This window comes from Sorangium sp. So ce128, from assembly GCF_051525245.1.
GTDB lineage: Bacteria > Myxococcota_A > Polyangia > Polyangiales > Polyangiaceae > Sorangium > Sorangium cellulosum_B.
Genome location: NZ_CP150313.1, coordinates 7,348,532 through 7,363,578, shown reverse-complemented (window position 1 = coordinate 7,363,578; position 15,047 = coordinate 7,348,532). Strand labels below are relative to the sequence as shown.

Sequence of the window (15,047 nt, the reverse complement as noted above, 5' to 3'; positions counted from 1 at the left end):
CGGCGCTCAGACGCCTTCGTCCCGCGTCCTGGCCCGGGCGACGGGCAGGGCGTGGCCCTGCTCCGGGACGATGGTGAGAGCGCCGTCCGCCTCCAGGATGGCCCATCGCACCTGGGAGAGGTGCTCCAGCCCGCTCTTGTGCATCTCGGACAGGATCTCCTCCGGCTGGATCCGCTCGCGATTGCACGCCTCCTCCAGGATACGGCCCTTCGCGACCAGCACCGTGGGCGAGCCGTCGATGACCTCGGACGCCTTCGGGAAGAGGTGCGTCAGGAGGGACGTCAGGAACACGAGCACGAGGACGGTGGACACGCCCGCGAGCGCGTTCGCGAGCGACGCCTCGCGGACGAGGGCCTGAGAGACGATCTCGGGGATCAGCATGAGCGTGACGAGCTCGAACGGCGACATCGAGCTGAGCTCGCGCTTGCCGAGCACGCGGAACGCGGCGGCGAGGAACACATAGACGAAGGCGACGCGGGCGACGGTCTCCATGGTGATCTCAGGGGAAGATGAACGTGCGGAGCGGCACGTGGACGCCGCGCTCCCCACCGCACGACAGGGTCGCGTTGCCCGAGGCGAGCCAGCTGCGCTCGCCGCGGAGCTCGATGTCGATCCGGCGGCGCTCGCCGGGCGCGAGGTCGCCCAGCGCGAAGCGCCCGAACGCCGCTTCTGCAGGCGTGGCGTGGTGCTCCTCGAAGCTGTCCAGGTACGCCTCGTCGAGCGTGAGCGCGGCCGCCCGGCAGGGTTCGCCCGCCGTGTTCTCCACGTCGAACGTGACCCGCTCCATGTCGCGGAAGCGCATCCGCTCGGGGTAGGCGACGCGCAGGGTGAGCCCCTGCGCCGTCGCCTCGCGCGTCGCCAGCGCGTGCATGAACAAGGCGCTCGCGGCCACGCAGGCGAGCGCGAGCGCGCCGATCGCGTGCAGGGGATCCAGGGCGAGCCGGCGCCGCAGGGGCGGCGCGGACGGCGGTGTGGGCTCGGGTTCGGATGGCGCCCGGCGCGATCTGGTGCGCGTCCGGGCGGGCCGAGGAGCGGAGAGCTCGCGGGCGGCGGGGAGCATCGCGCCCACGCTTTCAAGACCGGTGCCGCGGCCCGCTCGCGCATGCGCGGCCCGCTCGCGAGGACAGCCGCTGCGCCGGAGAGGCCGCTTGCCCCGCAGGCGCCGCGGACGGCGCCGTGAGCGTGGCGCTTTGCCACGTGGCGAGCCTCCTGTTGCTGACTTCACTGCGCGATCGCGCCTTGGCGATGTGGCACACGGGCTGCTTGAGCCACGGCGGTGAGCGCGCGGGCCGCTGTGGCAATCGAGCTGCAGCCGCCCGGCGTTCGGGACTCGACATGACCTGCTCGGCGCCGACGTTTCCAGGCTCCAGGGCGGACTCCAGCACCGGTCGCGCTGCGGCAGGGGGCGCTCTCCATGCGACGCTCCTCCTCCCCGGGATGAAATGGGTGCTCGAGTCGCTCCTCAAGGACATCGCGCTCGCCCGGGAGCGGATATGGATCTCCACGTACATCTACCGCAACGATCTCATGGGTCGTCGCTTCGCCGACGCCTTCGCGAGCGCCGCGCGGCGAGGCGTGGATGTCCGGCTCCTGTACGACGCGCTCGGCAGCCACACGACGCCGGCGGCGTTCTTCGAGGACATGAGGGCTCGCGGCATCCGCGCCCGCGCCTACAGGCCGCTGGGCGCCGTCCTCCGCGGGGGCGCCCTGTTCCCGCGGGAGCACTCGCGCATCGTGGTGATCGACGGCGCCGGGTACGTCGGCGGCGCTGCGTGGGCCGACGAGTGGCTGCCGCGCGACGAGGGCGGCGACGGCTGGCACGAGGTCTGTAGCCGGGTGATGGGGCCCTGCGTGACCGACATGGCGCGGGCGTTCGAGTGCCGCTGGATGCTCGCCGACGAGGCCGCGGGGCGCTCCTTCGATTACTGGACGGGCGGCGTCTACGACGACGTGGAGTTCATCACCGACGCGCCCACGCCGCCCGCGGTCATCTACGAGCGCCACCTCGCGCGGGTGCGCGCGGCGAGGCGGCGGGTGTGGATCGAGAACGCGTACTTCTGTCCTCCGCGCGGGCTCGAGCGCGAGCTCATCGACGCCGCGCGCCGCGGGATCGACGTGAAGATCATCGTGCCGCGCGACTCCGACCTCCCGGCCATCCGCCACGCGAGCCTCGCGCGGTACACGTCATGGCTGGAGAACGGGCTCCAGATCCACGAGTTCCTCCCGTCGATGCTCCACGCGAAGTTCGCGGTGATCGACGACGACTGGGCGACGGTGGGGACCTTCAACGCGAACTCGACGAGCCTGAGGTGGGTGAGCGAGGCGAACCTCATCGTCAAGCAGCCCGCCTTCGTGAGGGACGCGGCCCGCCTGTTCGAGCAGGACCTCGGGCGGAGCGAGGCCGTACGCCTCGACAACCTGCCCAGGCAGGGCCCCTTCGCGCAGGCGCGCAACGCGCTGTGGAGCTTCGGCCTCGACCTGGTGGAGCCTCGCTATGCGGGCGCGCTCCCCGAGGCCGAGCGTGAGGGTGGGTTCCTGCAGTCGCTCGGCGTCTAGCCCTGCCCGCCGGGCCGGCATCCGGGCCGCTACGGCGCCGCTGGAGCGCTCGAAGAGCCCTCCGCTGCGCCGGCATCCGCGGCCGGCGGCGCCTCCTCGGTGGTCGCCGGACGGCGGTGGACGCCCGGTTCCTTCTCGGTCGTCCCGGCGTCATCGTAGACCTCCACGGCGCTCGTCGACGCCTCGGCGGCCGGCGGGCAGGCCGCTTCCCCGCCTTCCCGGTCTCCGCCAGCCGGACAGGCGGCGCTCCCTGGCGCCTGCGCCGAGCCGGCGGCGACCGGCTGCGCCGTCGAGGCCGGCGCCTCCGGGCCCGCGCTGGGCCCGGACGACCCGGGCGGCGCGCTCGCCGCTGGCGCCGGCGGCTTCCCGGTCGCGGCTGGCGCGTTCGCCGCCGGCGCCGCGATCGCAGCCCGCGCGACGGCCGTGGCCGGCGCCTGAGGTGCGGGGACCGCGGCCTTCAGCGCGCGCGCCGGGCGCGGCGCCGTGGGTCCGACCGGCGGCGCCACGCTTTCGTGCGCCACGCCGGTCGGACGGGAGCTCACCTCGAGCGGTGGCTGCGCCGGAGACGGCGCCGCGGCGATCATCGCCACGGGCTGCACCGGCGGCGCCGGTGTCGACTCGCCTGCGCGACCCGCCGTGCCCAGCGCGACGCTCCACACCGCCGCTCCCGCGAGGGCCACGAGCCCGGCCGCCGCGACGCCGCGGAGCGGAAAGCGCTCCCGCCACGACGACCGCGGCGACGGAGACGCCGCCCCCGGCAGATTCACCATCGCGGTCGCCTCGGACCACGCGCGCTCCCCGCTCTCCTCGATCCCCTTGCGCTCCGCCGTCCCCGGCGCGCTGTGACCCGCCGCAGCCGCCGCCCCCGGCGCCCTCTGCGCGGCCGTCACGGGCAGCTGCAGCTCCAGGGAGTCGTCCGCGCGGCGCGAGTGCAGCGTCGGCGCGGAGCTCACCGCGTTCAGCCGCGGCGACGGCGACGGGATCTGGCTGGCCCGCTCGTCCAGCCATTGCGCGCGGAGCGACGCGCCGCACACGTCCTCCGAGACTCCCCTCGAGACAAGCCACGTCGCGAGCGCGCTGCCCAGCTCGCGCATGCTCCCCCAGCGATCCGCCGGATCCTTGCGCAGCCCGCGCTCGATGATCGACCACAGCGCCGGATCCGAGCCGCACCGCTCGACGAGCGAGCGCACCGGATCCTGGATGATCGCGCGCAGCGTCCCGAACCCGTGCTCCCCGGCATACGGCGTCTCACCCGCGATCGCCTCGTACAGCATCGTGCAGAGCGCCCAGATGTCCGCTCGATGATCGATGTGGCCTTGCCCGAGCGCCTGCTCCGGCGGCATGTACTGCGGAGTCCCGATCACGGCCGCGCCCGTCGATCCGGACTCGGGCTCGGTCCACGTCACCTTCGCGATCCCGAAATCGACGACCTTGGGCCTTATCCGCCCGTCGCCCTGATTCGCGAGCATCACGTTGTCCGGCTTGAGATCCCGGTGAACGACGCCCCGCTCGTGGGCCGCGTGCATCGCGCTCGCGACCGGCAGCAGGATCGCGAGCGCCACCTCGGGAGCGAGCCGACGCTCGCGGCAGAGCACGTCCCGGAGGGCCTCGCCCTCCAGGAGCTCCATCACGATGTACGGGGTGCCGTCCGCGGTCTTGCCGAGATCGAAGACACGCACGATCCCGGGGTGGCTGAGCTTCGCCGCGGCCCGCGCCTCGCGCAGCAGGCGCTCGGCGATCGCGGGAGAGCGCATCTCCGGCCGCAGCACCTTGATGGCCACATTGGCCTCGAGCGCCGTGTTCGTGGCGACCCAGACAGACCCCATCGCGCCCTCTCCCGCTTTGCGGAGGAGCTGGTACTTCTCGCCCACCACCGTGTCGACCTCGAAGCATTCCCCTGAGGTGTGCTCGAACGCCTGGGTCATGTTGCTCGACATGCGCTCTCCTGCCGTCTGCTCCGGCCATCCGCCGCTCGCCACGCGACGGCACGCGACGAGTCTGGAGCATCGCGTGTGCCAGGCGAACCGCTCGGGGAGCTCCTGAAACCCTGCACGGGCGCGTCAGCGGCAGCGCGCCTCAGCGAGGCAAGTTGCCACGTGCCTTCCGCCTTCCCGCGACCGCTCAGATGAAGCTGTCGTAAGGACGCCGCTGCGAGCTCTCGCTCCGGACGTCCTCGGCGCCGGCATACTCGAGGATCAATTCCAGGATCTCTGCATCTCGCTCGGAGGAAGCATTTACGCCCACGAGGATCGCACCTTGTCGTAGGCCGCTGTCGTAGATGCTCGCCCGGTGCTCGGGAATGCCGGCGCTGACGAGCGCGTCGACGAGCCCGCCGGCCGCGCCAGCTCCGGCGAGCGCGGCCTCGATGGGCCCCGCCGCCACGAGCCCCAGGCCAGGGAACGCCACGCTCGCGCCGAGCACCACGAGCGCGGTCGAGGCCGCCCCCGCCGCTCCACCGACGTCCGCCGCCGCGCCCGCGGTTCCGTCCACGGCGCGATGGTCGCGCCCCGCATCGCTCATGACAAGGCTGATGGCGTCACGCGTGTATCCGCAGCTCATCACGCGCTCAACCGACCTCTCGGCGTCCGACCACGTCCTGACAAGACCGGTCACCAGCTTTGGCCTCACCTACAGCTCCTTTCCCGACGAACGTCCTCGCGCGCGCGCCCTGCCTGTATTCTGGAAACACACATCGCCACAGCAGGCGACAGCAGGCGGCATGCCAAATGAAAATGCGGGAAATGCTCGGTACTCTGCGCAGTCGATCGCCCGTGTGCCGCGCAAGAGCTTGCGCAGGTGCGCCACACCGAGGCGTCGTTGCAGCGCAGACGAAACTGCCGGGCGTGCTCGGGGGCGATCGCAGGGCGTGGTGTGGAGAGCAGCGGTGACGGGAGATGAAGCGAGCTCAGCGATGGAGCCAGATGCGGAGCTGCGCCAGCAGCTGCTCGGTGTCGACTGGCTTCGAGGTGTAGTCGGTCGCGCCCGCCTCCAGGCACTTCTCCCGGTCGCCTTTCATCGCCCTCGCCGTGACGGCGATGATCGGTAGCGTCTGGAATGCCGGCTGTTTGCGGATTGCGCGGATCGTGTCGTATCCGTCCATCTCCGGCATCATGATGTCCATGAGCACGACGTCGATCCCGCTCGTGCTCCCCAGGCGCTCGATGGCGGCCTTCCCCGTGTCGGCGGTGAGGGTGGTCATCCCGTAGCTCTCGAGGACGGTCTTCAGCGCATAGATGTTGCGGAAATCGTCGTCGACGATCAGCGCACACTTGCCGGCGAGCGCGGCGGTCGACTCGTGGAGCTGCTCCACGATGAGCCGCGTCGGCTCCGGCAGATCCGAGAGCCGGCGGTGCAGCGCGAGCGTAATCTCGTCGAGCAGGCGCTCTCTCGACTGGACATGCTTCACGGGCAGCTTCTGCGCCAGCCGGGAGAGCTGCGCCTCGTCGTCCCCGGCGACGCCGGCCGGCGCGTACACGATGGCCGTGAGATCGGCGAAGCGCCCTGCGCGATCGAGGCGCTCGATGAGCTCGAGGCCGGGCATGTCCGGCAGGTGCAGATCGATCACGATCGCGTCGAACGCCTCGCTATCGAGCGCGTCGAGCGCCTCCTGGGCCGTCGTCGCGCTGGCGACCGTGGCCTCCGCGTCCCCGAGCAGCTCGGTCACCGGGGCGAAGGCGGCCTCGTCCGGCGCGACGACGAGCAGCCGGCGCCGCGGCGAGCCGATCAGCCCGGCGAGCCGCGCGAACGCCTCGTCGAGCGCCGTCCTGCTGCTGAGCGGCTTGTTGAGCAGGCCCACCGCGCCCATCCGCCGCGCGCGGCTCCGCTCCTCCTCCGTCTCTGTCGTGATCACCTGGACCGGGATGTGCCGCGCCGAGAGATCGCGCTTCAGGCAGTCGAGCACGCGCCACCCGTCGACGTCGGGCATGTTGATGTCCAGCGTGATCGCCGCGGGCTGGATCTCTCGCACCAGCGCGAGCGCGGTCGCGCTGCGGAGCGCGACGACCGCCTTGAAGCCGTGCTCCCGCGCGACATCCACGAGGAATCGGGCGAACACGGTGTCGTTCTCCACGATCAGGATCGCGCGGTCGCCTGGGCGGACGCTCTCGCTGTCGTCGATGATCTGGACGTCTGCGCTCGCGGACGTGCGATCCGACGGCCGGCTGCTGTGGACGGCATCATCGATGGACGGCGGCGCGTCGAGGACGTGAGTCGGCTGCCGCCGCGCCGCCCGCACGGGCCGGAAGGTGCGCGGCAGGTAGAGCGTGAACGTGCTGCCGCGGCCCGGCGCGCTGACCAGCGTGAGATCGCCGCCGAGCATCCCCGCGATCTCCCGGCTGATCGCGAGCCCGAGCCCGGTGCCGCCGTACTTGCGGCTCGTGCTGCCGTCCGCCTGCTGGAACGCCTCGAAGACGATCTGCTGCTTGTCAGGCGCAATCCCGATCCCTGTGTCATGGACGGAGAGGGCGATCACCACATCGGCCCGGCTGAGCACTTCGTTCTCACGGCTCCAGCCGCCGCGGGCCACTGTCACCTCCAGGACCACCTTGCCGCGCTCGGTGAACTTGAAGGCGTTGGAGAGCAGGTTCTTGATCACCTGCTGCAGCCGCTTCGCGTCGGTGAACAGCGACGCCGGCAGCGTCGACGAGAAGGAGAGCTCGAAATCGAGCTTCTTCGCCTCGGCGACGTGCCGGAACGTGCGGCGCACGTAGTCCGAGAGGTCCGTGAAGCTGATCTCTCCGACGTCGACCACGACGGTGCCCGACTCGATCTTCGTGAGATCGAGGATGTCGTTGATGAGCCCCAGGAGATCGGTGCCTGACGCGTGGATCGTCTTCGCGTACTCGACCTGCCTCGCGGTGAGGTTCTGGTCGTTGTTCCTGGAGAGCTGGTCCGACAGGATGAGGAGGCTGTTCAGCGGGGTCCTGAGCTCATGGGACATGTTGGCCATGAACTCCGACTTGTACTTGGACGTGAGGGCGAGCTGGCGCGCCTTCTCCTCCAGGGCCTGGCGGGCCTGCTCGACCTCGTGGTTCTTCCGCTCGACCTCCACGTTCTGCTCCGCCAGGAGGCGCGCCTTCTCGCCGAGCGCGGCGTTCGTCTCCTGGAGCTCCTCCTGCTGGCTCTGGAGCTCGCGCGCCAGCGACTGGGACTGCTTGAGCAGGTCCTCGGTGCGCATGTTGGCCTCGATCGTGTTGAGCACGATGCCGATCGACTCGGTGAGCTGGTCGAGGAACGCCTGGTGGGTCGGGCTGAAGCGCTCGAGCGACGCGAGCTCGATGACGGCCTTCACCTGACCCTCGAAGAGCACCGGCATCACGATGATGTTCACCGGGGGCGCGTCGCCGAGGCCGCTCGTGATCGTGATGTAGTCGTGGGGCGCGTTGACGAGGAGGATCTTCTCCTTCTCGAGCGCGCACTGCCCGACGAGCCCCTCGCCCAGCTTGAACTGGTTGTCGACGTGCTTGCGCTCCTTGAACGCGTAGCTCGCGAGCAGCTTCAGGACGGGCTCCTCGCGGGCGGCATCCATGATGTAAAAGACGCCCTGCTGCGCCGTGACGACGGTGGCGAGCTCGGACAGGATCCTCCGGCCGACGGTGAGGAGATCCTTCTGCCCCTGGAGCATGCGCGAGAACTTGGCGAGGTTGCTCTTGAGCCAGTCCGTCTCGCTGTTCTTCAGCGTCGTGTCCTTGAGGTTCCGGATCATCTCGTTGATGTTGTCCTTCAGCGCGGCGACCTCGCCCTGCGCCTCGACCTTGATGGACCGGGTGAGATCGCCCTTGGTCACGGCGGTGGCGACCTCGGCGATCGCGCGCACCTGCGTGGTGAGGTTCGCCGCGAGCTGATTCACGTTGTCGGTGAGGTCCTTCCACGTGCCGGCCGCGCCGGGCACGCTCGCTTGCCCGCCGAGCTTGCCCTCGACGCCGACCTCGCGCGCCACCGTCGTCACCTGATCCGCGAACGTCGCGAGCGTCTCGATCATGCCGTTGATCGTGTCCGCGAGCGCGGCGATCTCCCCCTTGGCGTCGACGACCAGCTTGCGCTTGAGATCGCCGTTGGCGACCGCGGTCACGACCTTGGCGATGCCGCGCACCTGGTTCGTCAGGTTGCCCGCCATGGAGTTCACGTTGTCGGTGAGATCCTTCCAGGTGCCGGCGACGCCGCGGACGTCGGCCTGCCCGCCGAGCTTGCCCTCGGTGCCGACCTCGCGGGCGACGCGGGTGACCTCGGAGGCGAAGGAGCGGAGCTGATCGACCATCGTGTTGATGGTGTTCTTGAGCTCCAGGATCTCTCCCTTCACGTCGACCGTGATCTTCTCGGAGAGGTCGCCGTTGGCGACGGCGGTGGTGACGGCGGCGATGTTGCGCACCTGGGAGGTGAGGTTGCCGGCCATCGAGTTGACGGAGTCGGTGAGATCCTTCCAGGTGCCGGCGACGCCGCGGACGTCGGCCTGCCCGCCGAGCTTTCCCTCGGTGCCGACCTCGCGGGCGACGCGGGTGACCTCGGAGGCGAAGGAGTTGAGCTGGTCGACCATCGTGTTGATGGTGTTCTTGAGCTCCAGGATCTCGCCCTTGACGTCGACGGTGATCTTCTTCGAGAGATCGCCCTTGGCGACGGCGGTGGTGACGGTCGCGATGTTGCGCACCTGGGCCGTGAGGTTCGACGCCATCGAGTTGACGGAGTCGGTGAGGTCCTTCCAGGTGCCGGCGACGCCGCGGACGTCGGCCTGCCCGCCGAGCTTTCCCTCGGTGCCGACCTCGCGGGCGACGCGGGTGACCTCGGAGGCGAAGGAGTTGAGCTGGTCGACCATCGTGTTGATGGTGTTCTTGAGCTCCAGGATCTCGCCCTTGACGTCGACGGTGATCTTCTTCGAGAGATCGCCGTTGGCGACGGCGGTGGTGACGGCGGCGATGTTGCGCACCTGGGAGGTGAGGTTGCCGGCCATCGAGTTGACGGAGTCGGTGAGGTCCTTCCAGGTGCCGGCGACGCCGCGGACGTCGGCCTGCCCGCCGAGCTTTCCCTCGGTGCCGACCTCGCGGGCGACGCGGGTGACCTCGGAGGCGAAGGAGCGGAGCTGATCGACCATCGTGTTGATGGTGTCCTTGAGCTCCAGGATCTCTCCCTTCACGTCGACCGTGATCTTCTTCGAGAGATCGCCTGTGGCGACGGCGGTGGTGACGGCGGCGATGTTGCGCACCTGGGAGGTGAGATTGCCGGCCATCGAGTTGACGGAGTCGGTGAGGTCCTTCCAGCTGCCGGCGACGCCGCGGACGTCGGCCTGCCCGCCGAGCTTGCCCTCGGTGCCGACCTCGCGGGCGACGCGGATGACCTCGGAGGCGAAGGAGCCGAGCTGCTCGACCATCGTGTTGACGGTCTTGGCGGTCCGGAGGAACTCGCCGTCGAGCGGCCTGCCGTCCACCTCGAGGGCCATCGTCTGCGAGAGATCGCCCTTGGCCACGGCGCCGATGACGCGCGCCGTCTCGGCGGTGGGGTGGACGAGATCGCCGATCAGCGCGTTGATGCACGCGATCTCGTCGGCCCATGCGCCGCTCACCTCGCCGATGAAGGCGCGCTGGGAGAGCTTGCCCTCCTTGCCCACCGCGCGGCTCAGGCGGGCGAGCTCCTTCGCGAGCTTCTCGTTGCGCTCGACGACATCGTTGAACGTATCGGCGATCTTCCCGTCGAGCCCGAGCCAGTGGACGGGCAGCCGCACCGAGAAATCGCCCTTCTTCAGGCCCGTCAGCGACATCAGCAGCGTCCGCCGGTCGAGCTCGTCGCTCTCGAGCGGCGCGGCGGCGCTGGGGCGCTCGGCCGGGCGGGCCTTCCTCGCGCGCGCGGCGCCGTGCTGCAGCCCATCCCCGGACGCGGCCTTCTTGCTCTTGCCATTGCCGGCTCTCGCCTTGCGGGCCGCCTTGTCGAGGTCGCTTCGCTGCTCCATGCCGCTGTTCTCCTGGTCCCGCCTGCGGGCAGGACCGATCGGTCAATAAGAAGGGAAATGAGCGCGCGCCCCGGGCGCGGAGGGGCCCAGGGGCGCTGGAGGCCGTCGGACCCGGTGCCCCGGCGTGATTCCAGGGCGCCGCGCGAGAGGACGGCAGGAGGACAGGCCCCCTCGCCTGGACGGCGGCGTCATCGATCGAGGCTGCGCTCGGGCTCCGCGCGACGCTTCCCGCCGCCGAGGAGCGGGGCCCTCGCTGAAAGGCCGCGAGGCGGCCGTCGAGGTCCCCTCGGGTTCAGGCTTCATGGCACGTCGGCCATGCGCTTCTGCTCCCACCGCGCAGCAGCATGGGCTCGTATTACTAGCAGGCGCTCAGCCGGGCAAGCTTCGCGCCACGCGCAGCACGCAGCACACGCGTACGGCGCGCAAGGCGCGCGCGTCCGCGGCGCGCGGTCGGCCGAGCGCGCGCGTGAAGCCGCGGCGGGACACCGGCGGAAGCGGCCCCCGCGCCGGCGCTGCGGCCCTCCGAGCCGGCGCCTCAGGCTACGTCGGACTTGGGCGAGCGGCGCTTCGTCGGGAGATCGCTCGGCTTGTTGCGCGGCGTGATGATGCTGTAACGCCCTGCCTCTCCCACCCTCTCATGGACGCCCGACTCCATGGCATCTCTCGCAGTCCTGAGCGGCGGCAGCCATCGCGACACGTTCGCGAGGCACGAGGTGCGCTCGGGAAAGGGAGAGTGACGGGGGGGCGGCCTCTCCGTCGCTCCGCGGAGCGGCCGCTCCGACGCCGCGTCGTGCGTCCGCTCTTCGGCGGCGTCATACGGCCGCTCCGGTGGCCCGTCATACGGCCGTTCCGCGGCGGTGTCATACGGCCGCTCCGCGGCGGCGTCGCACGGCCGCTCCGGGGTCGCGTTGTGCGTCCGCTCCGAGGGGGGCCCGTGCGGCGGTGCGCACGGGGCGGCGCTCTGCGCAGGGAGCGTGCCGGAGGACGCGCGCCGCTTCGCGGTCGTCGCGGCGATCCGGTGCCGGAGATCCTCGACGTGCTTCGCGAGCCGCTCGGTCTCCTGCGTGAGCCGCGTGAAATCCTCCTCGGTGAGCCGAGTGAAATCATCGACCTGGCTTCTGCGCTCTGACATAAACGATCCTTTGCCGCGTCTCTTCAGCCGATCTCGACGCCCCATCGGCTCCGCTGCACCTCCCGTTGCGTTTGCACACTGCATGCCGCGCCGCTCGGGTCGGTCGCACGCACCCGGCGGGGGTCGAGCGACGCTGGCGCGGATCGCCGCAACGGGGCGCGCCTGCCTCCATCCGTCCTCGCGAGCTCTGGTCGGTGAGCGGCGAAGATCTGGCGGGACACGCGGCGGAGGGGGCCGCGGCACGCCCTGTGCCGTGGGGACGCCGCACACACGATGGATGAGCCCGGCGCGCCTCGCTCGGTCACAGCCCTCTGCGCCGCCCTCCAGAGCGCGGCGGAGAGGCCCGTGTCCCCGGGGCTCCAGGCCACGGAGGCGCGCGCGGCGCTGGTGCGCTGGTGAAGGAGTGGACGCATGCAGAACTCGAACTTTGAATCGCTCGGCGCCCGGCTGGGGATCCCGGGGGATGGAGTGTGGCCGTGGGTGATCGTCGCGGCGAGCGTTCCGGTCGGCTTCGGGCTCGCTCGGATCGCCGCGGGCGTCTTCCGGCGCGCCGGTTCGGTCGTCGCGCGACGGACCGCGACGCCGTGGGACGAAAAGACACTCGACGCGGCAATCGGCCCCGTGACCCTTTGTCTCGGGGTCGTCCTGACAGCGGGACTCGCCAAGCTCACGCGGCTCGGCCAGGGCCTCGTGACCGATCTGCGGTCGCTCCTCTCGGCGCTGTTCATCGGCGGCGTGGCGTGGCTCCTTCTGCGCATCGTGGGGATCCTCACGGAGGTGCTGGACGCGCGCGCCCTGCGTCACCTCGAGGAGGGGAGCGAGTCGTCCCGCGGGCTCCGCACCCAGGCGCGCGTGCTCGAGCGGGTCGCGCGGGTGCTCATCGTGATCGTGGCGAGCGCGCTCGTGCTCCTGAACTTCGAGGCGGTGAGGAACGTCGGCGTCTCGTTGCTGGCGTCGGCCGGCATCGCGGGCGTCGTGCTCGGCCTCGCGGCGCAGAAGCCGGTCGGCGCGATCCTGTCGGGCCTCCACATCCTGTTCACCCGCCCCATCGACCTCGGCGACAAGGTCGTGGTGGACGGCGAGTTCGGGACGATCGAGGAGATCCGGCTGACCCACGTGGTCGTGAAGATCTGGGACGAGCGGCGGCTCATCGTCCCGACGGCGAGGCTCCTGGACCAGTCGTTTCAGAACTGGACGAAGCACGGGACGGAGAAGCTGGGCACCGTCGAGATCTACGTGGATTACCGGACCCCGGTGGACGCCCTGCGGCGGCATTTCGAGTCGATCCTCCCGAGCAGCGAGCTCTGGGACGAGCGCGTGAAGGCCGTTCAGGTCACGAATGTGACAGAGCGCACGATCGAGGTGCGTCTCCTCGTCTCGGCGCGCGATCCTGGGCAGCTGTTCGATCTGCGGTGCTGGCTTCGCGAGGAGATGCTCCGCTGGGTCCAGGAGCTGGAGGGCGGCGCGTACCTGCCGCAGGAGCGTTTGACCCGGAGCGCCTCTCTCTCGGAAGCGGCAGAGGGTCGTGGTCCGGCCTCGGGCCGCGCGCGCCGGGCTGGAGCGGGCGACAGGCTGCCCGATGTGGCGCCGTGACGGCGTGCGCCCACCATGTAGCGGAACGCCACACCGCGGCATTCAGGCGATGTCCGATGAGCCCGGCATCCGCCGCGTCCCTCGGGGGTGTCGAAGGCCGGCCCAGGCCCTGCCACAGGGGCTCCGACGCGATGACGACGCGATGACGACCAGCGTCGCGGAACAGCCCTTCAGGTCAGTCGCGCCCTCCCTGACCGCCAGGAAGGGCTCCGCGCGCCGCTCCCTCGCAGGTGAGGCGCAGGAAATCGGCACGTGATTTGCAGTAGAGTCAGAAAGATCTGGGACAAGTGCCCGTCAGCCGAGCCGTCGATCGTGCGACGAGGTGTTCGCCACGCCCCGGGGGAGGAGGCAGTGGCACGTCGGAACTGCGCCTCCGCCATGTGCAGGTGCCTGCGGGAACCCAGGAGCAAGACACCATGAAGTCGGTCATCAGGATCACGCGGCTCGGCGGTGTTGATGTGTTTGCGCATGCGGCGTTCGGCCTGCTGCTCCCGATCGGGGCGCTCCAGTGGGGGGCGCGGCACGGCTGGAGCGGCGCGCTCTTCGGCTGCGCGCTGGGCGCGGCGCTGCTCGGGTGCGTGGCGCTGCAGGCGCTCGTGCGTGGGATCGTGGCGAGGCAGCTCGGGCTGAGGCTGCGGGAGATCCAGCTCTCGCCGCTCGGCCCGATCGTCAGCCGCTCGCGTCCCGCGGCCGGGTGGGTGCAGGGCGGCGCGCTCGGCCTCGCGGCGAACGTGGCCCTCGCGGTGCTCTTCGCGCTGGCCGTCGAGGCCCCGCGCGGGTTGGGTGAGCTCGGCTGGATCTCGGTCCTTCAGGCCGCCGAAGCGCCCTCGCGCGAGGCCGCGATCGTGTGGATCGCCAGCGCGAACCTGGGGATCGCCCTGCTCGGCCTGCTGCCGGCGTTGCCGCTCGAGGGGGGGCGCGCGCTGCGCGAGGCGCTCTCGCCGCTCACCGGCGCCTGGCTCGCGACGTCGATGACGGCGGCGCTCGGGCAAGCGGCGGCGGGGGTGCTGTTTTTCATGGGCCTGTTCGGTGGTCAGCTCGTCATGGCCGCGCTGTCGGCGCTCCTCTTCGTGGAGGCGCGGCGGGAGTGGAGCGCGGCGCAGGCGGTGATGGCGCCCGTGGCGCCGCCCGAAGAGCCTCCGAGCGAGGGTAGGGCGGTCCAGCTGTGGCCTGGCGAGCTCGTGGGCGACGCCGCGCGGCGGATCCTCGCGAGCCAGGAGCCGGACTTCCCGGTCGTCTACGAGGACCGCGTGATCGGGGTCGTGACGCGCACGGACGTCATGCGCGCGCTGGCCGCCGGCCAGGAGGGGTCGTTCATCGCGTGGATCATGCGCTGCGACGTGCCCCGGGTGGCGGCGGACGTGTCGCTCGACGAGGTGGGGCGGCAGATGATCGAGAAGAACACGCCGGTGGTCGCCGTCTTCGACGGAGAGAGCTACCTCGGGCTCGTCAAGCACTCGGACATCGCGGGTGCGCTCACGCGCGGGCGCGGGGGTCGGCTCGGGAGGATTCACCTGGCTCCTCAGGTGGGTTAACGCGTCGGCATAGGCGTTAACCAAGCCTCGCGCCGCGTCCTCCCACATCCGAACGTTTACGTGGTCGTTTACGTGGTCGTGGTCGTTTACGTGGTCGTGGTCGTGGTCGTTCACGGCCTATCGTTGACGACCACGACCACGACCACGTTCACGACCACGTAAACGTTCACGACCACGACCACGTTCACGACCACGTAAACGTTCACGTTGGTGACCGATGGTGGGGGGCTCGGCGGGATGCCCGGACCCCTCCGGGATCGCGAGGTAACGGGCGAGCGTGGTTCCGGACACAACG

Annotated in this window: 9 protein-coding genes; 3 read left to right on the top strand and 6 right to left on the bottom strand. The window is 70.8% G+C overall.

Annotation, left to right across the window (positions count from 1 at the left end; genetic code table 11):
- Positions 1-6: 6 nt before the first annotated feature.
- Together WME82_RS27925 and WME82_RS27920 are read right to left on the bottom strand one after the other, a co-directional pair.
- The gene (locus WME82_RS27925) at positions 7-492 is read right to left on the bottom strand and encodes a DUF421 domain-containing protein (protein ID WP_438037770.1); all 486 of its coding nucleotides are present in this window, start codon (positions 490-492) and stop codon (positions 7-9) included.
- 7 nt (positions 493-499) lie between these two features.
- Positions 500-1,060, bottom strand: coding sequence for a hypothetical protein (locus WME82_RS27920; RefSeq protein ID WP_438037769.1), 561 nt, complete (start codon positions 1,058-1,060; stop codon positions 500-502).
- 377 nt (positions 1,061-1,437) lie between these two features.
- Between WME82_RS27920 and WME82_RS27915 the strand changes: the two genes are divergently transcribed.
- The gene (locus WME82_RS27915; protein ID WP_438037768.1) at positions 1,438-2,556 is read left to right on the top strand and encodes a phospholipase D-like domain-containing protein; all 1,119 of its coding nucleotides are present in this window, start codon (positions 1,438-1,440) and stop codon (positions 2,554-2,556) included.
- A 29-nt stretch (positions 2,557-2,585) separates the two neighbouring features.
- On the opposite strand, the gene WME82_RS27910 is transcribed toward WME82_RS27915, so the two are convergent.
- The 4 genes from WME82_RS27910 to WME82_RS27895 all read right to left on the bottom strand — a co-directional run bounded on the left by WME82_RS27910 (position 2,586) and on the right by WME82_RS27895 (position 11,624).
- A complete protein-coding gene (locus tag WME82_RS27910; protein WP_438037767.1) occupies positions 2,586-4,493 on the bottom strand; it encodes a serine/threonine-protein kinase in 1,908 nt (635 codons plus the stop codon).
- A 184-nt stretch (positions 4,494-4,677) separates the two neighbouring features.
- Entirely contained in the window at positions 4,678-5,046 is a 369-nt protein-coding gene (locus WME82_RS27905; protein WP_438037766.1) for a hypothetical protein, read from the bottom strand.
- Positions 5,047-5,461: 415 nt separating this feature from the next.
- Positions 5,462-10,492, bottom strand: coding sequence for a HAMP domain-containing protein (locus WME82_RS27900; RefSeq protein WP_438037765.1), 5,031 nt, complete (start codon positions 10,490-10,492; stop codon positions 5,462-5,464).
- Between the two features lie 535 nt (positions 10,493-11,027).
- Entirely contained in the window at positions 11,028-11,624 is a 597-nt protein-coding gene (locus WME82_RS27895) for a hypothetical protein (RefSeq protein WP_438037764.1), read from the bottom strand.
- A gap of 411 nt (positions 11,625-12,035) precedes the next feature.
- On the opposite strand from WME82_RS27895, the gene WME82_RS27890 reads away from it, so the two are divergent.
- Positions 12,036-13,217: a mechanosensitive ion channel family protein gene (locus WME82_RS27890; RefSeq protein ID WP_438037763.1), complete on the top strand. Its 1,182-nt coding sequence runs from the start codon at positions 12,036-12,038 to the stop codon at positions 13,215-13,217.
- A 416-nt stretch (positions 13,218-13,633) separates the two neighbouring features.
- Complete coding sequence (locus WME82_RS27885) at positions 13,634-14,752, top strand: CBS domain-containing protein (RefSeq protein WP_438037762.1); 1,119 nt, start codon at positions 13,634-13,636, stop codon at positions 14,750-14,752.
- Positions 14,753-15,047 lie beyond the last annotated feature (295 nt).